The organism is Janthinobacterium sp. 1_2014MBL_MicDiv, from assembly GCF_001865675.1.
In the GTDB taxonomy this organism is placed as follows: domain Bacteria; phylum Pseudomonadota; class Gammaproteobacteria; order Burkholderiales; family Burkholderiaceae_D; genus Janthinobacterium.
In genome coordinates this window covers 3,081,794-3,104,525 of sequence record NZ_CP011319.1, presented here as the reverse complement: position 1 = coordinate 3,104,525, position 22,732 = coordinate 3,081,794, and the positions used below count along the sequence as shown (strand labels likewise).

At 64.3% G+C, this 22,732-nt stretch carries 17 protein-coding genes; 11 read left to right on the top strand and 6 right to left on the bottom strand.

Features of this window, described 5'->3' with window-relative positions; translation table 11 throughout:
* The first annotated feature begins 10 nt into the window (after positions 1-10).
* The 3 genes from YQ44_RS13525 to YQ44_RS13515 all read left to right on the top strand — a co-directional run bounded on the left by YQ44_RS13525 (position 11) and on the right by YQ44_RS13515 (position 3,990).
* Complete coding sequence (locus tag YQ44_RS13525; protein WP_071323821.1) at positions 11-1,912, top strand: type IV pili methyl-accepting chemotaxis transducer N-terminal domain-containing protein; 1,902 nt, start codon at positions 11-13, stop codon at positions 1,910-1,912.
* A 46-nt stretch (positions 1,913-1,958) separates the two neighbouring features.
* On the top strand, positions 1,959-2,621 hold the full coding sequence (locus tag YQ44_RS13520; protein ID WP_071323820.1) for a response regulator: 663 nt from the start codon (positions 1,959-1,961) through the stop codon (positions 2,619-2,621).
* A 148-nt stretch (positions 2,622-2,769) separates the two neighbouring features.
* Positions 2,770-3,990 (top strand): NnrS family protein, encoded by a 1,221-nt coding sequence (locus tag YQ44_RS13515; protein ID WP_071323819.1) that lies wholly within the window; start codon positions 2,770-2,772, stop codon positions 3,988-3,990.
* Positions 3,991-3,996: 6 nt separating this feature from the next.
* Here the strand turns inward: YQ44_RS13515 and YQ44_RS29675 are convergent, their stop codons facing one another.
* From YQ44_RS29675 to YQ44_RS13500, 4 genes are all read right to left on the bottom strand, one after another.
* Entirely contained in the window at positions 3,997-4,122 is a 126-nt protein-coding gene (locus YQ44_RS29675; RefSeq protein WP_257786887.1) for a hypothetical protein, read from the bottom strand.
* Positions 4,123-4,203: 81 nt separating this feature from the next.
* Positions 4,204-4,566: an Hpt domain-containing protein gene (locus YQ44_RS13510; protein ID WP_071323818.1), complete on the bottom strand. Its 363-nt coding sequence runs from the start codon at positions 4,564-4,566 to the stop codon at positions 4,204-4,206.
* Positions 4,567-4,578: 12 nt separating this feature from the next.
* Positions 4,579-5,199, bottom strand: coding sequence for a response regulator (locus YQ44_RS13505; protein WP_071323817.1), 621 nt, complete (start codon positions 5,197-5,199; stop codon positions 4,579-4,581).
* Positions 5,200-5,281: 82 nt separating this feature from the next.
* Positions 5,282-5,935: a hypothetical protein gene (locus tag YQ44_RS13500; protein ID WP_071323816.1), complete on the bottom strand. Its 654-nt coding sequence runs from the start codon at positions 5,933-5,935 to the stop codon at positions 5,282-5,284.
* Positions 5,936-6,317: 382 nt separating this feature from the next.
* On the opposite strand from YQ44_RS13500, the gene YQ44_RS13495 reads away from it, so the two are divergent.
* Positions 6,318-8,738 (top strand): membrane-bound PQQ-dependent dehydrogenase, glucose/quinate/shikimate family, encoded by a 2,421-nt coding sequence (locus YQ44_RS13495; RefSeq protein WP_335589271.1) that lies wholly within the window; start codon positions 6,318-6,320, stop codon positions 8,736-8,738.
* A gap of 77 nt (positions 8,739-8,815) precedes the next feature.
* Here YQ44_RS13495 and YQ44_RS13490 read toward each other — a convergent pair whose 3' ends face one another.
* Positions 8,816-9,907 (bottom strand): hypothetical protein, encoded by a 1,092-nt coding sequence (locus YQ44_RS13490; protein ID WP_071323814.1) that lies wholly within the window; start codon positions 9,905-9,907, stop codon positions 8,816-8,818.
* Positions 9,908-10,075: 168 nt separating this feature from the next.
* Positions 10,076-13,573, bottom strand: a complete 3,498-nt coding sequence (locus tag YQ44_RS13485) for a DUF748 domain-containing protein (protein ID WP_232251282.1) — start codon at positions 13,571-13,573, stop codon at positions 10,076-10,078.
* A gap of 247 nt (positions 13,574-13,820) precedes the next feature.
* On the opposite strand from YQ44_RS13485, the gene YQ44_RS13480 reads away from it, so the two are divergent.
* The 7 genes from YQ44_RS13480 (at position 13,821) to dsdC (ending at position 22,694) form a co-directional block, all read left to right on the top strand.
* On the top strand, positions 13,821-15,965 hold the full coding sequence (locus YQ44_RS13480) for a TonB-dependent receptor (protein ID WP_071323813.1): 2,145 nt from the start codon (positions 13,821-13,823) through the stop codon (positions 15,963-15,965).
* Positions 15,966-16,065: 100 nt separating this feature from the next.
* A complete protein-coding gene (locus YQ44_RS13475; protein ID WP_071323812.1) occupies positions 16,066-16,464 on the top strand; it encodes a DUF2946 domain-containing protein in 399 nt (132 codons plus the stop codon).
* A gap of 92 nt (positions 16,465-16,556) precedes the next feature.
* Positions 16,557-18,653, top strand: a complete 2,097-nt coding sequence (locus YQ44_RS13470) for a TonB-dependent receptor (RefSeq protein ID WP_071326484.1) — start codon at positions 16,557-16,559, stop codon at positions 18,651-18,653.
* A gap of 138 nt (positions 18,654-18,791) precedes the next feature.
* Entirely contained in the window at positions 18,792-19,331 is a 540-nt protein-coding gene (locus YQ44_RS29335) for a hypothetical protein (protein WP_071323811.1), read from the top strand.
* Between the two features lie 365 nt (positions 19,332-19,696).
* Positions 19,697-20,347, top strand: coding sequence for a HEAT repeat domain-containing protein (locus YQ44_RS13460; protein ID WP_198043934.1), 651 nt, complete (start codon positions 19,697-19,699; stop codon positions 20,345-20,347).
* 89 nt (positions 20,348-20,436) lie between these two features.
* Positions 20,437-21,771 (top strand): D-serine ammonia-lyase, encoded by a 1,335-nt coding sequence (gene dsdA / locus YQ44_RS13455; protein WP_071323809.1) that lies wholly within the window; start codon positions 20,437-20,439, stop codon positions 21,769-21,771.
* Complete coding sequence (dsdC, locus tag YQ44_RS13450; protein WP_071323808.1) at positions 21,771-22,694, top strand: DNA-binding transcriptional regulator DsdC; 924 nt, start codon at positions 21,771-21,773, stop codon at positions 22,692-22,694. Before dsdA ends, dsdC begins: the two co-directional genes overlap by 1 nt.
* Positions 22,695-22,732: the final 38 nt, after the last annotated feature.

The following is a 22,732-nucleotide window of genomic DNA, read 5'->3' as shown; positions in this document are numbered from 1 at the left end:
TAAAGGATGTATGAAATTTAAAGCGATGTTTTCCTCCTGGCAGAAACTGTCGACCAAGATCGTCGGCGCGCTGCTGCTCATGCTGGTCCTGGCCCTGACGGCCATCGGCTGCACCCTGTTCCTGTCGTGGCAGCTGGAAGGCAGTTCGGCCGCCATCAACGAGACGGGGCGGCTGCGCATGCAGACCTACCGTCTGACCCTGCTGATCGCCAGCGATGCCCGCGTGCAGGCGCAGCAGCAGGCGCTGCTGATCGACGAAACCCTGGCCAAGATCGCCCACGGCGACCCGCAGCGTCCTTTGTTCCTGCCGCCCAGCACCGCCATCAAGTCCGAATTCGAGCGCATCGGCGACGCCTGGCGCGATGGCTTGCGCCCGGCCGCCCTGGCCGCCGACAGCACGGCGCGCGCGCGCCAGTTCGAGCATGAGGCCGACACCTTTGTCGGCCAGGTCGACCAGCTGGTGCGCCTGATCGAGCACGATAGCGAGCAGCGCACGTTCTGGCTGCGCGCCTCGCAGCTGGTCTTGCTGGCCATGGCGATACTCGGCACGGTCAGCATGATCTTCCTGATGTTCATGCTGATCATCGAGCCCGTGACGCGGCTGCGCCTGGGCATGCAGCGCATGAAGGAGCGCGATTTCAGCGTGCGCCTGGCCGTCGAGAGCAATGACGAATTCGGCCAGCTGGCCAGTGGCTTCAACCAGATGGCCGACCGCCTGCAAGCTCTGTACGGCAATTTGGAAGAGGGCGTGCGCAGCAAGACGGCCACCCTCGAATACCGCAACCGCGAACTGGCGCTGCTGTACGAAAGCGCCGCCTTCTTGCAGCGCCCGCAGCCGTTGGAAGACATCTGCGGCGGCTTCATGCAGCGCATCGTCGATTATTTCGAGGCCGATGGCTCCACCGTGCGCGTGCTCGACGCCGAGCGCGGCAACCTGCACATGGTGGTGCACACGGGCCTGTCCGAGGAACTGGTGGCGTCCGAACACTGCCTGAAGGTGGGCGACTGCCTGTGCGGCACGGCCGTCGAAATGAAGGTGGCGAAGGTGCACGACATGCGCCGCATCGACAAGGCGCACGAGCTGCGCTGCCACCGCGAAGGCTTCGCCACCGTCTCCGTCTTCCATATCCATGCGCATGAACAGCACCTGGGCTTCTTCAACCTGCATTTCCGCCATGCGCGCGTGTTTTCCGCGCGCGAGCTGGCCTTGCTGGAAACCCTGGGCCAGCTGCTGGGCATCGCGCTGGAAAACCTGCGCCTGGCCGCGCGCGAACGCGAGATGGCCATTTCCGAAGAGCGCAACCTGGTGGCGCAGGGCTTGCACGACAGCATCGCGCAAAGCCTCAATTTCCTCAACCTGCAAGTGCAGATGCTCGACGACTCCGTGCGCCATGCGCGTTTCGACGAGGTGGCCGGCATCGTGCCGGCCCTGCATGCGGGCGTGAAGGAAAGCTATGAAGACGTGCGCGAGCTGCTGGCGAACTTCCGCAGCCGTCTGATGGAAGACGACTTGATCGGCTCCCTGCGCGCGGCGCTGGAGAAATTCCGTCGCCAGACGGGCATCGACGCCGAACTGCTGGCCGATGTCGATGGCGCGCCATTCCCACGCGAGCAGCAATTGCAGCTATTATTCATCGTGCAGGAAGCGCTGTCGAACATCCGCAAGCACGCCCAGGCCAGTCATGTCGAGGTGCGGCTGGACGATCACCAGGACTTTACGCTGACGATCAGCGACAACGGCGTCGGTTTCGATGCCGCGGCCGTACTGGAAAAGGGCGACAGCCATGTCGGCATCCACATCATGCGCGAGCGCGCGCAGCGCATCGAGGCCACGTTCGAGGTGCATGCCGCGCCAGGGCGGGGCACCACGGTCGAGCTGCACCTGCCGCGCGCGCAGCGGCGCGCCGCATGAGCCATCACTTGAACCATCATCGCGCAAGCACCTGAAAGCATAAAAAATGGAGACTCCCGTCAAACCGATCACCGTCATGCTGGTCGATGACCACGCGCTGTTCCGCAGCGGCATACGCTCGCTGCTGCAGCGGCATACGGATTTTTCCGTCGTGGGCGAGGCGGCCGACGGCGTGGAAGGCATCAAGCGCGCCATCCAGCTGCAGCCCGACGTGGTGCTGCTGGACCTGAACATGGCCGGCATGTCCGGCGTGGAAGCGCTGCAGCTGATGCAGCACGATTGCCCGGACACGGCCATCGTCATGCTGACCGTTTCCGAGGACGCCGAAGACCTGGCCACGGCCCTGCGCGCGGGCGCCTGCGGTTATCTGATCAAGAATATCGACGCCGATTACCTGGTGCGCGCCATCCGCCGCGCGGCCGCCGGCGAAGTCGTCATCGCCGAAGCCATGACGGGCAAGCTGGTGGCGCAGCTGCAGGCGGGCACGCGGCGCGAAGAACCCGTGTCGGAGCTGGACAAGCTGACCCCGCGCGAAAAGGAGATCATCGACTGCCTGTCGCGCGGCGAGAGCAACAAGGGCATCGCCCGCACGCTGGACCTGGCCGAAAGCACGGTGAAGATCCACGTGCAGAACGTGCTGAAAAAGCTCAACCTGACCAGCCGCGTGCAGGCGGCCGTGTATGCGGTCGAGCACCGCCAGGGCAAGTAGCCGGCAGCGCGATGCCGGGGGCTGGCCCGCCGGCTCGGGCCCCATGGCCGTCGCGCCATCCTTCCCGTCCTTCTAGTCCTTTTTGCCGATGGCCGCCATTGCGCTTTTAAAGTAGTATATTGAATATATCTTTAAGCGCGAGTCCACCATGGCCATTACTCCCATCAGCGAACCATCATCTCCTGCCGCCGCTCCCGGTGCCGCACCGTGGCATGCCCGCCATGCCGTCTGGCAGCTGGGTTTTCGTCCGTTCTACCTGCTGGCCGCACTGTTCGCGGCTGTCAGCATTCCCCTGTGGCTGGCCAGCTATGCCGGCCTGCTGCAGGGCGGTCTGCACGTCGGGCTGGGCTGGCATATGCACGAGATGGTGTTCGGCTTCGCGCTGGCCGTCATCGTCGGCTTCCTGTACACGGCGGGGCGCAACTGGACGGGACTGCCCACGCCGCACGGCGCACCGCTGATGGCGCTGGCGGGGCTGTGGCTGGCCGGACGCATGGCCATGCTGTGCCTGACCGGCCCGCTGGCGCCCATGGCGGCGCTGGTGGACTGGCTGTTCCTGCCGCTGGCCACGTATCCGCTGTACCGCGTGCTGCGCCGCTCGGGCAATACGCGCAACTTGTTCCTCGTCGGCTTGCTGGCCCTGCTGGCGCTGGCCAACGGCCTGTATCACGCGGCCGCGCTGGGCTGGCTGTCGCTGTCGCTGTTCCTGCCCGTGCAGGCGGCCATTCTGATTATCGTGCTGATCGAATCGGTGATCGGCGCGCGCGTCATTCCCATGTTTACGCGCAATGGCGCACCGGGCAGCACGCCCGTGGCCAGTCCGAAGCGGGCGCTGATGGCCGCGGCATGCATGGCGCTGGCCAGCATCGCCTGGCTGGCGGGCGCGCCGGCCTGGGCGACGGCGCCGCTGGCCCTGGCGGCAGGCGCCATGTCGCTGGCCAACCTGCTGGCCTGGCAGCCGCGGCGCACCCTGCGCGTACCGCTGCTGTGGATCTTGCACCTGTCGTACGCGTGGATAGGCATCGGCTTTGCGCTGCTGGCGCTGGCCAGCTGGCAGCTGCTGCCGGCCAGCGCCGCATTCCACGCGTTGACCGTGGGGTCGATGGCGGGCCTGATCATCGGCATGATGACGCGCACGACCCTGGGCCACACGGGGCGCCCCCTCAAGGCGGGCAGGGCGGAAGCGGGCATGTACTGGCTGGTGCAGCTGGGTGCGCTGGCGCGGCTGCTGGCAGCTGTCGGCCCCACGCCATCGGTGCTGCCGTCGCTGTGGGCGGCAGGCTTGTGCTGGTCGCTGGCGTTTGCCTTGTATGTGCTGGTTTATGCGCCTTACCTGTGGCGCGCGCGCGTCGATGGGCGTGAAGGCTGAGGGAACTCAGGACGGGCGCCAGGCCAGCAGCTTCTTGACTTCCGGCGTCCAGTAGGACAGCGATTCGCCGACGACGAAGAGCAGCATGCCCAGCATGAAGGCTCTCAGCAGAAGGTCACGGCACACGATCATCGCAGGCTCCATGGTTGATTGAGATAAGTATAACATTTCCAATAAGGAATTGATTTTTAATTAGCAAGTCAGCTGCGCCATTCATGCTTGCGTTTCCTGGTACTCGGCCATGCCGCGCCGCACTTCTGCCTCCACGAGCGCCAGCAGGCGCGCCGTTTCATCGAGCCAGCCCGGCGCTGGCCGCTCCTGCAGGCGCGCCAGCCGTTCCAGCTCGGCCAGGCGGCTGACCAGCGCCGTGGCGCCCAGCAGCGCCACGCTGCCGCGCAAGCCATGGCTGCCGTGCACGATGGCTTGCGGCGTGCCGCTGCGCACGGCCTGCGCGAGCTGGCCAAACATGGCCGGCGCCGTATCGAGATAGGTCTGGCACAGCGTGAGGAACAGCGGCACGTCCTGGCAAGCGGCGTGCAGCAGCAGGGCGGGGTCGATATGGCGGTAGGCTGGCATGGCTGGACGGCCTCAGGCGGTGCCGTGCCGCGCGTGGCTGGCGCAGCAGGCGCGCAGGTAGCCGCGCAATTCGTCGTAGTTGACGGGCTTGGAGAAGAACACCACGCCCGGAGGCACGCCGCCCCTTGCATCGAGCGCTTCCGGCGACAGGCTCGACAGCATGGCGATGTGCATGTCCGCCAGCAGCGGGTCGGCCAGGATGGTGCGTATCACTTCGTAGCCGTCGATGCCTTCCATGATGATATCGCTCAATAAAATATCGGGTTGGTCGCGGGCGATTTCCAGCAATGCCTGGTAGCCATTTTCGCAGAAGCGCAAGCTGGCCTGCAAGCCCCATGAGGCAATCTGCTTTTGATACAGCGCACGCTCGATCGGATGATCCTCGATCACGAGGATGGAAGGCGCGCGCAGGCCGCCGTCCTGCCGCGCGGGACGCGGCGCGCGCGACTCCTGACTATGTTGTGTGTAGCCACTCTTGTAGGCGTGCACGGCCGACAGGGGGATGCGGCGGTGGCCGCCCTTGGTCTTCCACGCCTCGATGACGCCCGCCTCCACCAGCTGCTGCACCGAGGTGACGGAAATGCCGAGCAATTCGGCGGCTTTTTGCGTGGTGCAGACGTCATCAGCTTGCATGGAATAAAGAGTCGGTGAGGGTGAGGAGAGCATATGCGGGTCCGTTCAGAAAATCAAATCCGGCAAATCTGATGAATTTGGCTCAGGGCAGGCTTTCCGCGTCGCGCCGCCGCTCTTCGCGACGCTGCGGCTGCTGGAGCTGCGTGACGGCCGTCGACAGCACTTCCAGCGCCATCAGCAAGTCCGCATGCAGGCGCCGCTGCGTCTCGATATCCTCGGTGAAACTGGCATGCACGGCCGCGCCTGAAAGGCGCTTCAGCTGGCCCAGGCCCAGGGCCGTGGCGGCATCGAAGATTTCCTGTGCCAGCACGCGGGCCGGCGCCGTGCGGCCGCAGCGCAGCGCATGCGCGATGCCGGCCAGGCGGTCGCGCGTCTCGGCCACGAACAGGGCCAGGATTTCGCCCTGCAATTGCCGGTCTTCGCCAAACATCGCGTCGAGGCGGGCCTGCTCGAACGGCAGCGCGCGCCGTTCCGCCGGTTTGGGCGCCGCTGGCGCCGCCTGTCCGGCCATGGGGCCGGCCGGTACGGCGCTGCGCGCGCGCAGCAATTCCGGCAAGCCCGCGTGCGGCCAGGCGTCGGCCAGCTTGTCGGACGCGCGCTGGCGCCGGCGTGGGCGCGGGCGCCGCCACAGCAGGGCGGCCAGCAGCAGCGCCAGGCCCGTCAAGGCCAGGCCCGGGCGTACCAGGGTCATGCCGTCGTAGCAGGCCAATAAATAGGTGTAGATGAAGGCGTTCATGGCAGTGGCTGCCAAATGGCGTCGCGGCGGGAAGAAGCGCGTGGCATGCTGGACCTCCTGTTGAAAGACGTCGCGCTGCCCGGTGCCGGCAGCGGAGAAAACGTTTTTAACAAAAATCACGATATAGCCAGTTTAGAACAATATTTGGTTTATTTGGGAAATTTGTTTTTCCTTGTGGATATAAATTAGCGGGCAAGGGCAAGCGCGCCTGTGGGGAAAAGCAACACCGCGTAAATATTGCTTTCTGGCGTGTGCCACGCTTTGCAAATTAGTGAAAAAATGAAACGTTCTTGATCGCCCTCAATCCGGTGCGCAGGCGCGCGCCGCCGACACATCCTTGTAAAGGAGCATCATGACTGCCTCATCCCGGCCTGGACCATTGTTGCTACTCACCGCAGTCATCTTTATCTTGCTGGGCCTGGCGCTTGCCGGCGGCGGCGCCTGGCTCGTCAGCCTGGGCGGTTCCTGGTATTACGTCGTGGCCGGTATCGGCATGATAGTTGCCGGTGCGCTCGTGTGGAAAGGACGGCGCAGCGCCCAGCCTTTCCTGGCATTGCTGCTGTTCGCCACCCTGATCTGGTCCGTGATCGAAGTGAAGTTCGACTGGTGGCAATTGTTGCCGCGCCTGGATATCTGGTTCGCGGCCGCCGTCTGGCTGCTGCTGCCGTTCATCGACCGCCGCCTCGATCCGCCTTTGCGTGCCGGGGCGAAACCGCGCGACGCGGGCAAGAGCGCCTTGCTGGCTGCCGTCGTGGCGACGGCGGCCGTGGGCGTGTTTTCGCTGTTCCAGGATTATTACACCCTGCATGGCGAGGTGCCGGCCGAAAACATGGCGGCCGCCCCCGAAGGCGATTACGCGCCGGGCGTGGCACCCAATGACTGGGCCGCGTATGGCCGCTCCGGCTATGGCGACCGCTACGCGCCGGCCGCGCAGATCACGCCGGCCAACGCCTCGCAGCTGAAAGAGGCGTGGGTCTACCATACGGGCGACTTCAAGGGGCCGAACGACCCGGGCGAGATCGCCAACGAAGTCACGCCGCTGAAGGTCAACGGCATGCTGTATATCTGCACGCCGCACAACATCGTCATCGCGCTCGATCCGGACACGGGCAAGGAGCTCTGGCGCCACGATCCGAAGATCAACCGCGACGCCTCGAGCTACCAGCACATGATCTGCCGCGGCGTGGCGTACTGGGACGTCAACGCGGGCCGCGCCAAGGACAGCCCGGCGCCGGAAGCGGCCGGCATGGAGTGTCCGCGCCGCATCTTCGCGCCCACGATGGATGCGACCTTGATCGCCGTCAATGCCGATACGGGCGAAGCGTGCAAGAGCTTTGGCGAAAATGGCGTGATCGGCCTGTACCATGGCATGGGCATGAAGAAGCGCGGTTTCCTGATGCCGACCTCGCCGCCGGCCGTGGCGCAGAACGTGGTGGTGATGGCCGCCAGCGTAACCGACAACTTTTCCACGGAAGAACCCTCGGGCGTGATCCGTGGCTACGACCCCGTCACGGGCAAGCTGATGTGGAACTGGGATGCTTCGAACCCGGACGACACGGCGCCCATCGCCGATGGCAAGACCTACACCAACAACTCGCCCAACTCGTGGGGCGTGTCCAGCGTTGATGAAAAGCTGGGCATGGTGTACATCCCCATGGGCAACGAAACGCCCGATACCTGGGGCGGCAACCGCAACCCCCATGGCGAGAAATACAATAGCGCCATCGTCGCGCTCGATCTGGCCACCGGCAAGGTGCGCTGGGTGTACCAGACCGTGCACCACGACATCTGGGACATGGATATCGGCGGCCAGCCCACCTTGGTCGACATCGACACGCCGAAAGGCAAAATCCCTTCCGTCGTCGCCACCACCAAGCGCGGCGACATCTATGTGATCGACCGCCGCGACGGCAGCCTGGTCGTGCCGGCGCCGGAAAAACCCGTGCCGACAGCCAACGCCGCCCCTGGCGACCGCCTGTCGCCCACGCAGCCGTTCTCGGCCCTGACTTTCTTGCCCGAGAAAAATATCAGCGAGACGGACATGTGGGGCACGACGCCATTCGACCAGCTGGCGTGCCGCATCATCTTCCGCCAGCACCGCTATGAAGGCCCGTTCACGCCGCAGACGGTGGCCGAGGGCAAGATCAAGGGCGCCATCATCTCGCCTGGCCCGCTCGGCATCTTCGAGTGGGGCGGGGCGGCCGTCGATCCTGGCCGGCAATTGTTGCTGGTCAATCCAGACTATATGGGCTTTCTGGAACGCCTGGTGCCGCGCGCGCAAGCCAACGCGAAGGGCGGCACGGGGTCGGAAATGGGCTTGCAGCCGCAGACGGGCGTGCCGTTCGCCGTGGAAATCAAGCCCTTCCTGTCGCCGCTGGGCTTCCCTTGCCAGGCGCCGCCGTGGGGCTATATCGCCGCCGTCGACTTGCGCACCATGAAAAAAGTGTGGATGCACAAGAACGGCACCACGCGCGACAGCGCTCCCGTGCCCATCGCCTTGCCGCTGGGCGTGCCCAGCCTGGGCGGCATCAGCACCACGGGCGGTGGCGTGGCATTCCTCAGCAGCACGCTGGACTACTACATCCGCGGCTACGACGTGCGCAATGGCAAAACCGTGTGGAAAGCCCGCCTGCCGGCCGGCGGCCAGGCGACGCCGATGAGCTATGTCTCCGACAAGACGGGCAAGCAATATGTGGTGGTGATGGCTGGCGGCCACGGCTCATTGGGCACGAAGATGGGCGATAGCCTGGTGGCGTTTGCCTTGCCGGACGAAGCGGTGAATGAGGCGGGGAAAGCGAAGTAGCGATGCTCACCGCGGCATGCACCGGCAATGCCGCGGATGCGCGCCAACATGGCCAGCAGCCATGTTGGCGCCCGGCGCTACTGCAAGCGGCGATTCAAGACGATGAGTTCGGCATTAGCCGCCTGATCGTCGGTCATCGGGTAGAGCACGACCGCATAAGCATGGTCCGTCGTCTTGTTGATGCTTGCAATGACCAGGTTGTCACGCTGTATCGGCAGCAGTTCGTTTGTCAGCAAGTTCCTGTAGCCTTGCTCACCCTTGCTATAGAATAATTCCAACAACTGATCATTTTTCGTGGTCAGCCAGCCGTTTCCAAACTCGCTGTTGAAGCGCGTGACAAAAGTGTCGTCAGCGATTTGGACTGGCTGCCAGGTATTGAAAAATGGATCGGCAAAGACCGCCAATTCAATGGTGTCGCTTGCCCCATTCGCATCTATTTTTTTGATGATGATTTTATCTTTTTCTTGCGCCAGCAGATAAGACTCCTTGTCGAAGGATGAACTTAATATCTGCAAAACATCTATACCCTTCGCGTCGATTTCCCGCTGGCGCGTCACATTGCCTTTATCATCGATCTCTCTGTGCTGGAGCAGGCTGCCATCATTGGCCAGCAAATGTATGGCCTTGTTGGAAATGGTGATTCTGTTATTTGCAGGTAATGGAACTTTGATAGTGTTTTTCTTTTTCAGTTTTCCATTGATAAATTCGATGGCCAATATTTTGTCAGGTTTGTTATCGTAGAAGTCCACATCGTGAAATATCGAACAGGCCGCCGTCGTGCCAATGAAGTTTCCCGTGTATGGCCGATTGCCCTTTGGCATTTCCACATCCTCGCGATGAAAGATGGGAATGCTGATTTCCAGTTCCTTATCAGGATGATAGGGAATGATGGAGACATAGTTTTCCTGATCCGGACTCAAGAACAGTGTCGGCAAGATCCCGTCATCCTCGACATAGTTGTCGATACTGCCGTCAATCTCAACCGTCGTATAAATCAGCTGATACGTGCCATTTTTTTCGTACACATAGCTCGTCAGCAGCGTTTTTTCACCAAATGAAATGCTATCCTTTGCTGATATCGCTGTCTTCGCAAGCAGCGTTGTCATCGTACCCAAGTTGCCCTGTGTAATAGACGCAGTATAGGGCGCTACCTTGTCGAGGTTTTTCATACGTCAGATTATCTCCGTGTCTTGGCGCATCCAGCATAAGCTGCCGCGCGTTGCGATCTGGGGCCGCCGATGCCCGCTGACTCGGCGTCCCCGCGCGCACAGCTGCGCTGCCTGGCCAAGAGGGGGCGCCGAGCCGACTGCCGCTCGCGACGGTTTTGTCAGGCGCCCTTATTGTGCCGCCAATCCCAGTTTCAATCCCACCAGCTTGCCCGGCGCGGCGTCCGTTTTTTCCGGCGCGCCCGCGCTGACCCGGGCCGCTGGCGTGCCATCCTGCTGCAGGGCAGCGAGGATGGCCGCGCTGCGCTGGGCGCCCAGTTTAGCGAGCGCATCGGCAGGCAGGGGCTGCCTGGCTTCCAGCTGTTCGCGCAATCCGGTATAAAACGCGCTGGCGTCGGCCACTTGCGGCTCGCCTTCGATCAGCTTGCCCAGGCGTTGCCAGACGGGGATCTTCGCCGCGGCGGCCGGTGCGGATGCCCCGGACGCCGCCGCTGCCGATGCCGCGGCAGGAGAGGCGGATTCCGCCGCCTTCTTCTGCTTGTCCAGCTCGGCCTTGCCGAAGCGTTCCCCGTACAGCTCGCGCAGGGCGCCGCGTATCTTGCGTTCGCCCAGGTTCAACGGTCCCGGTTCCTCGCCCGCTTCCAGCTTGATGCCGGCCTTGGCGGCGACGGCGCGGCGCACGGCCTGGGCGCGCAGGGCGGCCGCGTCCGTGTCGCTGTACTGGCCCGGCACGGCCAGCTTCAGCTGTTCGCGCTTGCCGAGGATTTGCGCCACCTGCTTGAGTTTTTCCCGTTCCGGCGGCAGCAGCACGGCGCTGCCCGCATCGAAGTCGATGGATTCGAGCTTGTCGGCGCTAATGCCCAGCAAGCTGCCCAGCGCGCGGAACGGCGCCGTGACGATCTTCGTCAGCACATTGCCGACGGCTTTCCAGATCAGCGCGCCATAGCTGAATTGCGGATCGTTCATGTCGCCGGACACGGGCAAGCCCAGGTCGATGCGTCCGTCGCTATCCTTGAGGATGGCCAGCGCCAGTTCCAGCGGCAGTTTCAGGGCGTCCGGGCTGTCGATGCGCTCGCCCAGGGTCAGTTTGTCGAGCACGATCTGGTTGGTGCCGTCGAGCTGGCGGTTGCGCACCTTGTACTGCAAGTCCAGCGAAATCTTGCCCTCGGCCACCTTGTAGCCGGCAAACTTCATCGTGTACGGCGAGGCGGAAACCATGTCGACGTTCTTGAAGACCACGTTCAAGTCCGTGTTGTCGGTCGGGGCAAACGGGTTGAGTTGGCCGCGCACGCGGGCCAGGCCGAATTCGTCGATGCGGCCATCGAGTTCGATCTGGCTGCGCGCATCGCGTTTCGTCGACAGGCCCGTGACGACGCCGTTCAATTCATAGATCTTGGCGGCGAATTGCGGTCGCAGGCTCAGGTCGGCAAAATCCAGCTTGGCATTCTGCAGGCGCACGCGGCGCACGCGCACGGGGAAGGCGGCGTCCGGCGCCGGTGCCGCCGCCGTGGCGGCCGTGGATGTCGCCGTTGCCGGCGTCGCCGGCTGTGCCGGTTTGGCTGCCGGTTCCGGGGCTTTGACCAGCAGCCGCTGCGCATTGAGGCTGCGGTCGTTTTCGATGATCAGCTGGGCGTTCGGTTCCACCACGCGCAATTCGGCAATGTCGACAAAGTCGGGCCCCACGCTGGCCGTCAGCTTGTCGGCACGCACGCTTTTCCAGGAGGCAAAGCGCTTGCCATCCGTTTCATTGAGCACCAGGCCGGCGATGTCCACGCCGCCCTCATAGCGCACCTTCGGAGCCTTGGGCGCGCCGCCGCCTGTCGTCAGGCGGCCGCTGCCGGAGATGGCGCCGCCGGCCAGCTTCAGCTTCAGATGTTGCGCCAGCAGCGGCTGCACGGGTGCCAGCGCCAGTTGCTTGAGGTTCAGCTGCGCATCGACGGCGCCCGTGCCCGGCACGAACTTGCCGTTGGCCGTGAGCAATCCGCCTTCGCGCAAGCCCACGCCCAGCTCGAACGGCAACGCCTGCTTCATGTCGTTGCTGACATGCTGCAGCGACAGGCGGGCGTCCTGCAAGTTGCCCTTGATGCCAGTGCCCGCATCGTCGAAGCGGGCGCCGAACTTGCTCAGTTCTACCTTGTCTATCCTGGTGGACCACGGTGCGGACGGCGCCTCGGCGACGGTGTCGGTCTTGCTGGAAGCAAACACGGGCAGCTTTTGCGCGATCGCGAACTGGCCCTGGCGGTTGCGCGCCAGGTCGATCTGCGCGCCGCTGGCCGTCACGGCACCCAGGTGCACCGCGCGCGCCGCCACGTCAATCTTGCCTTCTGTAAAGCCCAACTGGGCCAGCTTGAACGGCGTTTGCGCGCCCCGTTGCATGGCGAGATCGGCCAGCGCGAAACTGGCGCCGTCGATGACGGTAGTCATGCCGGATGGCGCTTGCTGCAGTGCCAGTTGTAATTGCAGTTGCAGCTGTTTGGCGCTCAGCTGCAGGGCCGGCGAGACGGTTTCATCGATGGCGGATACGTCCACATTGGCCAGCGCCACCTGTTTCAAATCCACCTTCCACTTGCCCGGCTTCGAGGGCGCGGCAGGGGCCGCGGTGGCGGCCGGCGCCGCCGCTGGCTTGCCAGGCAGCATCAGGTTCGCCAGGTCGATCTCGCCCTTGCTGTCGCGGCGGATGGCCAGCTTGCCGCCGTCCAGGCTGATCTTTTCCACCGTGACGCTCTGGCGCGCCAGGTCCACGTTCGCGCCCGTGACGGCCAGGGTGGTCATGGCCGTAAATGGTTCTCCCTTGCCGTCGCGCACCAGCGCCAGGTCGCGCAGGGCCAGGCCGGCGCCCGCCAGCTTGGCGTCGAGCGTGCCGTCGGCATAGGAAAAGTGATAGGGCAGGCGCGCCGACAGCTTGCCGCTGGTCACTTCGGCGCGCGTATAGGCTTTCAGGTAGGCGGCCAGGCCGGGCAGGGAGGCGTCAGTCAGGACCAGTTCGCCTTCGCCGCGGATCGGGTTCAGCGAGGCCGTGCCGCGCCAGTGCAGCTTGCCGCCGCGCGCCGCATCGGCGCTGAAGGTATAGCTGCCGTTGGCGTCGGGCAGGGTCGAAATATTGTCGAGCGTGAAGGCGATCGGCGTGAAGTTGTCCGCATAGCCCGCCTTCTGGTCTTGCCACGCCACCTTGCCTTGCTCCAGCGCAAAGTGGCCGATGATCAGGCGCGGCATGCCGCCCTCGCTCTTGTCCGGGTGGTTGCGTTGCCAGGTGGCCAGCACTTCGGCCAGGTTGAACTTGCCGTCAGGCGTGATGGTCAGATGGGCCTGCGGTGCCGTGATGCGGATTTCCGCCAGGCTCCAGGCGCGGCGCACGATGGATTTCCATTCGAGCTGCACGGCCACGGCGCCGATGGACAGCAGCGGCGCGCCGGCCGCTTCCTGCAAGGCAATCTTGTCCGCTTCCAGGCGCAGGGTAAACGGGTTGAAGCGCACGTCGGCGATGCTGGCCTGGCGCGCCAGTTCCTTGTCGGCAAATTTGGGCAGCTGGTTTTTAATGACTTGCGGCACCAGCCAGAAGCCGGCCGCGCTGTAGGCGGCGAGGGCGCAACCGGAGCCGATGGCCCAGCGCTGCCAGCGTTTCCAGCGAAATGTTTTCGTCTGCACGCTTTTCTTGTCGATTGTGTTCACGAACTTACCTTTTAGTATCTTGTTGGACGGCGCGTCCTGCGCGCCGTGACTGTCAGTATGCCTCTTTGCCAGCTCATCTGCAAAATTCAAACGTGCTCATGTGATAACAGAGTCCCTCGCGCGCTATTTATTGCGCCAAAACTCACACAATCTCACTTATTTTTGCGAATGATTCTCGTTACGGTTATCATGCCGGGTAACCTGAAGTTTCCTTCTGTCTATTTTCTCTGTAGAAAGTCCTGTCTTTATGCGCGTAGCTTTTTCTTCCTTGCAACTACTTCCTGTGGCCGCCGCCTTGTCGCTGGCCTTCGCCCCGCACGCCGCGCTGGCCGCCAACGCAGCCCATGGCCAGGACGACTTGACGGCTGGCGATGAGAAAGTCATGCAGGCCGTGCAGGTGACGGGCGCCCGCGCGCAGGGCCTGGTGCCGCTCACCACGGAGGCGGGCAGTTTTCGCGGCGCCAGCATCATGGACGTGCCTTCGACCGTCAACGTGATCACGCGCGAATTGCTGGAGCAGCAAGCCGTTTCCGGCCTGTACGATGCCGTGCGCAACACGGCCGGCGTGACGCGCCAGCAAAACGGCGGAGAGACCTGGGACCAGCTGGTGATACGCGGCATCGCCGTGGAAAACCGCACGAATTACCGCCTCAACGGTTCCATGCCCATCATGAACTTCTCGCAAGTGCCCATGGAAAACAAGGAACGGGTGGAAGTGCTGAAGGGTGCCTCGGCCCTGTACTACGGCTTCACGTCGCCGGCCGGCGTGGTCAACTTCGTCACCAAGCGGGCCGGCAGCAAGCCCGTCACCAGCCTGGGCTTGAGCATCGACGACCGCGGCAGCGCGGTGGCGAATGTCGATGTGGCGCGCCGGTTTGGCGTCGGGCAGGAAGTCGGCGTGCGCGTGAACGCGGCCGGCGGCACGCTTGGTTCCTACCTGGACCATGTCGGCAATGGCAACCGCAGCTTCCTCTCCGCGGCGCTGGACTGGCGCGTGACGAACAGATTGCTGTTGAAGGCCGACCTGGAATACGACCGCCGCAAGGTGACGGAGCAGGCGGGCGTGGCGCTGCCCGCGGCCGTGAAAGGCGTGATCAGCTTGCCGCGCGCCGTCGACCCGCGCCAGTTGATCGGCCCGGACTGGTCGAATTTCGAGGCGCAGACGAAAAACGCGCAGCTGCGCGCCGATTACGCCATCACGGATGGCTGGGCCCTGACGGTGGAAGCGGGCCACTCGGAAACGGCGCGCGACCGCCGCCTGGCGATCTTCCGCCTGAATAACGCGGCGGCGCTGGCCACGGGCGCTGGCCGCATCACGGGCAATATCCAGCACAGCGTGACGGCCTCGGACTTGCTGCGCGCTGAGCTGGCGGGCAACTTCCATACGGGTGTCATCGCGCATGAACTGACCCTGGGCGTGTCGCGCACGGACAAGTCGCAAGATCCTATATACCAGAGCAACTACACGATCGCCGCGCAAAACCTGTATAACCCCGTGCCCGTGACGAATGTCGTGTTCGGCCCCAAGCCGACGGCGCCGACGACGGCCGCGCTCGATACGCGCGACACGGGCTTGTACGCGCTCGACCGCATGGTCTTCAGCCCGCAATGGCAAAGCGTGGTCGGCGTGCGCCGCAGCAGTTATCAAAGCGACCAGGGCGCCAGTCATTACGACGTCAGCAAGACGACGCCGATGGCGTCATTAATCTACAAGCTGACGCCGGAGCTGTCGTTCTATGCGTCCACGGCGCGCGGCCTGGAAGAGGGCGAGACGGGCCCGACGGGCACGGCCAACCAGGGCGTCAAGATGGCGCCCGGCGTGAGCAAGCAGAAGGAACTGGGTGCGCGCTGGCTGGCGCCGGGCGGTACCCTGGTCTCCGCCGCGCTGTTCGACATCACGCGTCCCGGCTACTATACCAATAGCAGCAATGTCTTCACGTCGGATGGCGAACAGCGCTACCGCGGCCTGGAACTGTCGACCCAGGGCAAGCTGACGCGCCAGCTGTCGTGGCAAACGTCGGCCCAGTTCCTCGACCCGACCTTTGCGCACATCAACGCCGACTACAACGGCAAGGCGCCGGAAAATGCGTCGAAGCGCACGGCCAGCGCCTTTTTGGCGTATGCGTTCGATGGGCTGCCGGGCCTGTCGCTGAGTGGCGGCGCGTATTACTACAGCGCCCGTCCCGTCAACGACCTGAACCAGGCCTTCCTCGGCGGCGTCACGCTCTTCAGCGCCGGCGCCCGCTATGCGGGCACGCTGATGAACAAAGCCGCCGTGTGGCAGCTGAACGTGGAAAACGCGGCCGACAAGCGCTACTGGGCCGGCGCCGGCACGCGTCTGGCTTCGGGCGCGCCGCGCGCCATCAAGCTGTCGATGAAGGTCGACCTGTAAGACGCGCCGCCTGCAGGCAGGGCGGCTTGCCTGCAGGCCTGAACGGCTGACTTGACCCTGGGCCTTGGCCGCGGGGCAGGGCGGCGGTTATAATTGTGGCATGTTCATCAGCCAAGGCCGCGCCGTCATCGTCCTGTGGATCGCGTGTATCGCCATCCTCCTGGCTGCGCTCGCCCCGACCGTGTCGCGCGCGTTCACGGTCGCCAGCGGCCGGGCCGTGCCCAGCTTCGAGATTTGCTCGGTGGCCGGCGGCATGAGCATGCTGCCGATGAAATCGAGCGTGCAGGAACCGTCCGCGCCGCAAAAGCCGGCGATGAACATGGGCGATTGCCCGTGCTGCAGCATGCATGCGGCCACCCTGGACATCGCGCCTACGGCCCTCGTGCTCGCTTCCGGCGAACTGATCGCCGGCTTGCTGCCGCTGCTGTTCTACCAATCCCCCACACCGCTGTTCGCCTGGACGCCAGTCCAGCCCCGCGGCCCGCCTGCCGCTTCCTGATACTGCCATCCCGTCCGTGAACCGCCCCGCGTCGCGCCGCTTGCGCGTCCGTGGCCGTTCGCCTCGTCCATACAGAATTCGAAAGCAGCAGCATGAACCATTTCCCTTTATTGATTTCCCTCGCCCTTGCCATGTCCGCCATGCCCGCCGTGGCACAGTCCCGCAGCGACGTCGACACGGCCGTCCTGCCTGAACTGAAAGTCATCGTCACGGCCGTCAAGGATGGCTACCGTCCCGCCGCCGACACGGCGCAAATGCTCAGCAGCACGCCAGGCTACAGCGTGGCGGCCGGCGGCGGCGTGTCCGGCTTGCCCGTCGTGAATGGTTTCGCCGATGACCGGCTGAAGATCCGCATCGACGGCATGGAACTGACGTCTGCCTGCGCCAATCATATGAATGCGCCGCTGTCGTACATTGATCCGCAACAAGTGCAGCGCATACGCCTGATCGCGGGCGTGACGCCCGTCAGTGCCGGCGGCGACAGCATCGGCGGCACCATCGAGGTGCAGTCAAACGCGCCCGTGTTTGCCCAGCCCGGCGCGGCCCTGCACACGCAAGGCAGCTTTGCCGTGTCGGGACGCAGCGTCAACAACAGCGTGTCGACCAGCGTGAACGCGTCGGCGGCCAGCGACGTGCTCAGCATCGGCTACAGCGGCGCCTATGCGCGCGCCCACAGTTATGAAGATGGCCATGGCAACACGGTGCTGGCCAGCATGGTGGAAAGCATCAACCAGGCCATCGTGCTGTCGGCCAAGGGCAAGGGCCAGCAACTGACCCTGCGCGCCGGCGTGCAGCATATCCCGTACCAGGGTTTTCCCAACCAGTACATGGACATGACGGACAACCACGGCCAGTTCGCCAACCTGGCCTATCGGGGCGAGTTCGGCTGGGGCGTGCTCGACGCGCGCGCCTACTGGCAGCAGACCGACCATGAAATGGGCTTTTTCACGCCCGAGCGTACGGGCACCATGCCGATGCTCACGCACGGGCGCAATACGGGCTACGCCTTGCAGGCCAGCCTGCCCACGGGCACGGGCGAATTGCGCCTGGGCCAGGAATGGCACGGTTTCCGCCTCGACGATTACTGGCCGGCCGTGCCCGGTTCCATGATGATGGGGCCGCGCAGCTATCTGAACATCAACGACGGCAAGCGCGAGCGCACCGTGCTGTTTGCCGAACTGGACACGCGCCATGCCGCGCGCTGGAGCAGCGTGCTGGGCCTGCGCGCCGAATCCGTGCGCATGGATACGGGCAAGGTGCAGTCGTATGGCACGAACATGATGAACATGGCCGACAGCATGGCGGCGGCCGCCTTCAATGCGCGCGAACGCCGCCAGCGCGACACGAATATCGATGCCTCGGCGCAAGCGACCTACACGCCGGACGCGGCCAGCAGCTATGAATTCGCGCTGGCGCGCAAGGTGCGCTCGCCCAACCTGTACGAGCGCTACTCGTGGGGCCGCGGCTCGATGGCCATGACCATGACCAACTGGTTTGGCGATGGCAACGGCTATGTGGGCAATATCGACCTCAAGCCCGAGACGGCATATACGGCGGCGTTTACGGCGGACTGGCATGGCGGCGGCGAAGAGGGCTGGTTCGTGCGCGTCAATCCGTATTACAGCAAGGTCGACAATTACGTCGACGTGGACGTGCTGTCATCTTTCCACCCGTACATGCAGATGGGCGCCAACGGCAACTTGCTGCGCTTCGCCAACCACGACGCCAAGCTGTACGGCGCCAACCTGGCCTGGCAGCTGCCGCTGGCCAGCAGCGCGCGCTGGGGCCGCTTCATGGCCACGGGCAACGCCGCCTATACGCGGGGCAAGCGCAGCGATGGCGGCGACCTGTACCGGATGATGCCGTTCAACGCCTTGCTGGCCGTCGAGCACAAGCTGGGCGCCTGGAGCAGCCGCATCGAGACCAAGATCGTTGCCCGCAAGGACAGGGTCGATGCGCGCCGGCTGGAACGGGAAACGGGCGGCTATGCCCTCGTCAACCTGCGCACCAGCGTGGCGCTGGGCAAGATGGCCAGCCTGACTGCGGGCGTGAGCAACCTGTTCAACCGCGCGTATGCGGACCCGCTCGGCGGCGTCTACCTGTCGGGACTGAAGGCGAACGGCGGGGCGCTGCAAGCCTTGCCGGCCGAGGGCAGGTCGATTGACCTGGGCTTGCAGCTGCAGTTCTAAGGCCGAGCAGGAATAGAGCGCCTTCGGCCTTGATGCCTAAGGAGGAAGGCGCTTGCCGGGTGCAAAATCGGCGACAGGTATCGAGCGGGCGGTTATAGTTGATGTGGATAACTATTATTTTGAGAAGCCTCCCGATTCATGCAGACGATACCGATAGACGCGCTCTCCATTATTGCCAGGCAATGTATCGCCGTGACCTGTCTCCAGCGCTTTTGCCAGCGTCATGCCATTGAGCATCCGGCATTGACGGCTTTCATCGAGCACGTCTGGAAAGTGGCGCAGGTCGAGTCTGGCAATTTTGCCTCCTGGGAACGCGGCTTCGCCGCCTTGCCTGTCAGCGGCATGGGCGATCCCTGGCCGGAAGAGGTCAGCGCGGCAATACCGGCAACACTTCTTGGCACATTGACGGAACTTTTGCAGCACGTGCAGGAAACGAGTGCCTGCACGTGGCATGGCGATGACTTGCCAGCGACCAGGCGGCAGCTGGAAGCCGTGTTCCGCCTCTGCGGGCGACATGCTGTCGCCGTGCCGGCGCCGGGACACTATGCGCAGCACGATGCGGCGATCCGCAACGGCTGGGGGCCGGCGCTGACGGACGGGGAACTGCGCGCCTGGCGCGCCCTTGTGCAAGGCGAGGCAGCGGCGGCCCCTGTGCATGATGCAGCCGATCAAACATGATTTTTCCTGGCGATGCCATCGTAGCCCTTGCCTATGCCCAGCCATTGATTGCATGCCAAATGGCAGGTTGTTGGCATGTATTTCAAGAAAGCCTGGAGGATCCGGCGATTGATCCCGTGGTGGATTGGGCGTCAAAAAGAGCAGGGCTGGCCCGCGATTCAGGATGGTCGGCCGGGAGTGCCGGGCGTATATTGTGCCCCCGCCATGGGGAACGCGCGTGTGCCCTCGTTTTCCGGTCTAAGGTGGAAAACGTTGGCGCCACTCATAGTGTCTTCGAGGCGCAGGCCGCATACGATAGCAACTGGCCCTTGGCGGATACAGATGGCAGCAACATTTTTTTGAAGAGCTAATCGATGCACCATGCCTTGAGCACCGCCGTAAATGCATTTCGACGCTGGGCGTCGGAGCGTCCTGTCGATGAAAGAAGTGGCGAGTGGGAATGCGACTATGCGAAATGGCCTGAATTAAACGCTGCTTTTCTGACGCATATCACGACCGGCCCTCCGCGCGCTTCCACGGCAGGCGACATTGCCGACCTGCTGTATGCGATTGGCAGGGACAATGAAACCGCATATCTGGTCAGGGAGCTGGCCAGGCGCGAAGACTGGTTCCTGTTCCTCCTGCCACATGCGCTTGCGGTCAACGATCCTGACGTGAAATGGCAGTTTGCCGTGCAATTGGGCGTGGAAAAGTTCCCCTTTTTTGCCGCAGAATCAGCCTTGCTGAAACTGGTGCAGGACGAACATGAATATGTGCGCCGGATGGCGCTGCAAGGACTCGGCCGCATGGCATCGCCCCATGCGGAACCCCTGTGCATACGCGCATGGGAAAGCAATCATGAATATCAACGCATCATGGTCCTGTGGGTGCTGAAAGAGCTCAAATCCCGGAACTTGCATGAATATATACTTCTGGCCAAGGCCGACGGCAGGGAATTTTTAATGCGTAATGCTGCTGAGATCGAGAATGGGATGGCACCATCGGATAGCCAGGTAGACCGGCGGCAGCACACATGACCTCCCGTCACCCATTGCCTGATTAACCATCCTTTGCCAGCCGCGCCCGGATGGAGTCTAATCATGGCTTGTTCCTTGACGAGGTTGCCATGCTGCCCACACCTGCCATCGCCGCGCTGCGCGAGCAATTTCCCCTGATTACAGAATTGATGGCCTTGCGGCCCTTGAACTGGTTCAATCCCGGCATCGCGCCGGCGGCCGAGGCTCTCGCTGACGTCGGCTTGACGGCGGCCGACGTGGCCGACGCCAGTGCGCGCCTGGCCCGCTTTGCGCCGTACCTGGCCAAGGCCTTCCCGCAAACCCAGGCCAGCGGCGGCGTCATCGAATCACCCGTCGTACCGCTGCCCGCCATGCAGGCGGCACTGGCGGCGCGCACGGAAGCACCGATTCCGGGCCAGCTGTGGCTCAAGCAGGATAGCCATCTGCCCATTTCCGGCTCGATCAAGGCGCGCGGCGGCATCTATGAAGTGCTGAAACACGCGGAAACGCTGGCGCTCGATGCCGGCTTGCTGAAAGAGGGCGACGATTACGGCGTGCTGGCCAGCGACGCCGTACGCGCGTTTTTCGGCCAATACGCGATCGCTGTCGGCTCCACGGGCAACCTGGGCTTGTCGATCGGCATCATGAGCGCGCGCCTGGGCTTTCGCGCCACCGTGCACATGTCGGCCGACGCGCGGCAGTGGAAGAAGGATAAATTGCGCAGCCATGGCGTCACCGTCGTCGAGTACGCGACCGATTACAGCGTGGCCGTGGAAGCGGGGCGCCGGCAGGCACAGGGCGATCCGACCTGCCATTTCGTCGACGATGAAAACTCGCACGATCTGTTCCTCGGCTACGCGGTGGCGGGCGAACGCCTGAAGCGTCAGCTGGAAGCGGCCGGCGTGGCGGTCGACGCCCAGCATCCGTTGTTCGTGTACCTGCCGTGCGGCGTCGGCGGCGGCCCCGGCGGCGTGGCGTTTGGCTTGAAGTTGGCCTTTGGCGACGACGTGCACTGCGTGTTCGTCGAACCGACCCACTCGCCGTGCATGTTGCTGGGCGTGCATACGGGCTTGCACGAGCGCATCAGCGTGCAAGACATCGGCATCGACAACGTGACGGCGGCCGATGGCCTGGCCGTGGGCCGGCCGTCCGGCTTCGTCGGGCGCGCCATGCAGCGGCTGATCGACGGCTATGCCACCGTCAGCGATGAGGAACTGTACCGCTTGCTGGCCTTGCTGGAGCAAACGCAGCAGCTGCGCCTGGAACCGTCCGCCGTGGCCGGTTTCGCGGGCATCGACGCCGTGCTGGCCGCGCCGCAATACCGGCAACAGCTGGGGAATGCCACGCACCTGGTGTGGGGCACGGGCGGCAGCATGGTGCCGCAGGAAGAAATGGTGGCCTACGTGGCGCGTGGCCGCGCGCTGCTGGCGGCCGGAGCCGATTGATGCCGGCCGGCGTGCCGCCCAGGGCCACGCTCACGGCCAGCCAGTTCGCCAACCTGCACACGTTTCTCGTGGCGGCGCGCCACGCCAGCTTCGCGCTGGCCGCGCAGGAACTGGCGCTCACGCCCAGCGCCGTCAGCCACCGCATCGCGCGGCTGGAAGACAGCCTGGGCATGCGGCTGTTCGAACGGTTGACGCGGCGGGTGAAACTGACGCGCGATGGCGAACGCATCTTTGCCGCCCTGCAGGCGGGCTGGGACGGCCTGCATGCGGCCATAACCGGCGGCGATGCGCTGGCGGGCAGCATCACCGTGCATGCGCGCCCATCGATCGCCCAGTGCTGGCTGGTGCCGCGCCTGGCCGGCTTCACGGCGCAGTTTCCTGATTTGAACATCGACTTGCGCGTGGGCAATGAGGCCGTGGACTTCCGCGCCGGCCAGGTGGACCTGGCGCTGCACTATGGCGACGGCAACTTTCCCGGCCTGGCGGCGCGCAAGCTGATGGACGAATGGCTGGCGCCCGTCTGCAGTCCCGCGTATGCGCGCCAGCACGGCTTGCTTGATATGCCGCAACACTTGCCAGGCGCAACGCTGCTGCACGACACCCTGGCCTGGCCCGCCTGCGCGCCCGACGCCGAGTGGCGGCTGTGGCTGGACGTGCAGGCGCCGGAAGTGGCCTTGCCCGCGCGCAGCCTGCGTTTCGACCGCGCCGACCTGTGCGCGCAGGCGGCCATCCACCATGCGGGCGTGGCCATGGGCCGGCGCCAGCTGGTGCAGCCGTGGCTGGCCAGCGGCCAGCTTGTTTTGCCGTTCGGCGGTTTTACCTTGCCCAGCCCGCAAGCGTATTACCTCGTGCACAGCGCGCGCGCGCCGTTGCCGGCACGCGTGCAGGCGCTGCTGGACTGGCTGGTGGGGCAGGCAATTTGATACACTGCGCCCCTTACTCAGACACGCGCCAGAAAGTA

Excerpts from the sequence above, each read along its gene's own strand:
- YQ44_RS13525 (WP_071323821.1), top strand. The coding sequence starts at position 11 with ATGAAATTTAAAGCGATGTTTTCCTCCTGGCAGAAACTGTCGACCAAG.
- YQ44_RS13520 (WP_071323820.1), top strand. The coding sequence starts at position 1,959 with ATGGAGACTCCCGTCAAACCGATCACCGTCATGCTGGTCGATGACCAC.
- YQ44_RS13515 (WP_071323819.1), top strand. The coding sequence starts at position 2,770 with ATGGCCATTACTCCCATCAGCGAACCATCATCTCCTGCCGCCGCTCCC.
- YQ44_RS29675 (WP_257786887.1), bottom strand. The coding sequence starts at position 4,122 with ATGATCGTGTGCCGTGACCTTCTGCTGAGAGCCTTCATGCTGGGCATG.
- YQ44_RS13510 (WP_071323818.1), bottom strand. The coding sequence starts at position 4,566 with ATGCCAGCCTACCGCCATATCGACCCCGCCCTGCTGCTGCACGCCGCT.
- YQ44_RS13505 (WP_071323817.1), bottom strand. The coding sequence starts at position 5,199 with ATGCAAGCTGATGACGTCTGCACCACGCAAAAAGCCGCCGAATTGCTC.
- YQ44_RS13500 (WP_071323816.1), bottom strand. The coding sequence starts at position 5,935 with ATGAACGCCTTCATCTACACCTATTTATTGGCCTGCTACGACGGCATG.
- YQ44_RS13490 (WP_071323814.1), bottom strand. The coding sequence starts at position 9,907 with ATGAAAAACCTCGACAAGGTAGCGCCCTATACTGCGTCTATTACACAG.
- YQ44_RS13480 (WP_071323813.1), top strand. The coding sequence starts at position 13,821 with ATGCGCGTAGCTTTTTCTTCCTTGCAACTACTTCCTGTGGCCGCCGCC.
- YQ44_RS13475 (WP_071323812.1), top strand. The coding sequence starts at position 16,066 with ATGTTCATCAGCCAAGGCCGCGCCGTCATCGTCCTGTGGATCGCGTGT.
- YQ44_RS13470 (WP_071326484.1), top strand. The coding sequence starts at position 16,557 with ATGAACCATTTCCCTTTATTGATTTCCCTCGCCCTTGCCATGTCCGCC.
- YQ44_RS29335 (WP_071323811.1), top strand. The coding sequence starts at position 18,792 with ATGCAGACGATACCGATAGACGCGCTCTCCATTATTGCCAGGCAATGT.
- dsdA (WP_071323809.1), top strand. The coding sequence starts at position 20,437 with ATGCTGCCCACACCTGCCATCGCCGCGCTGCGCGAGCAATTTCCCCTG.
- dsdC (WP_071323808.1), top strand. The coding sequence starts at position 21,771 with ATGCCGGCCGGCGTGCCGCCCAGGGCCACGCTCACGGCCAGCCAGTTC.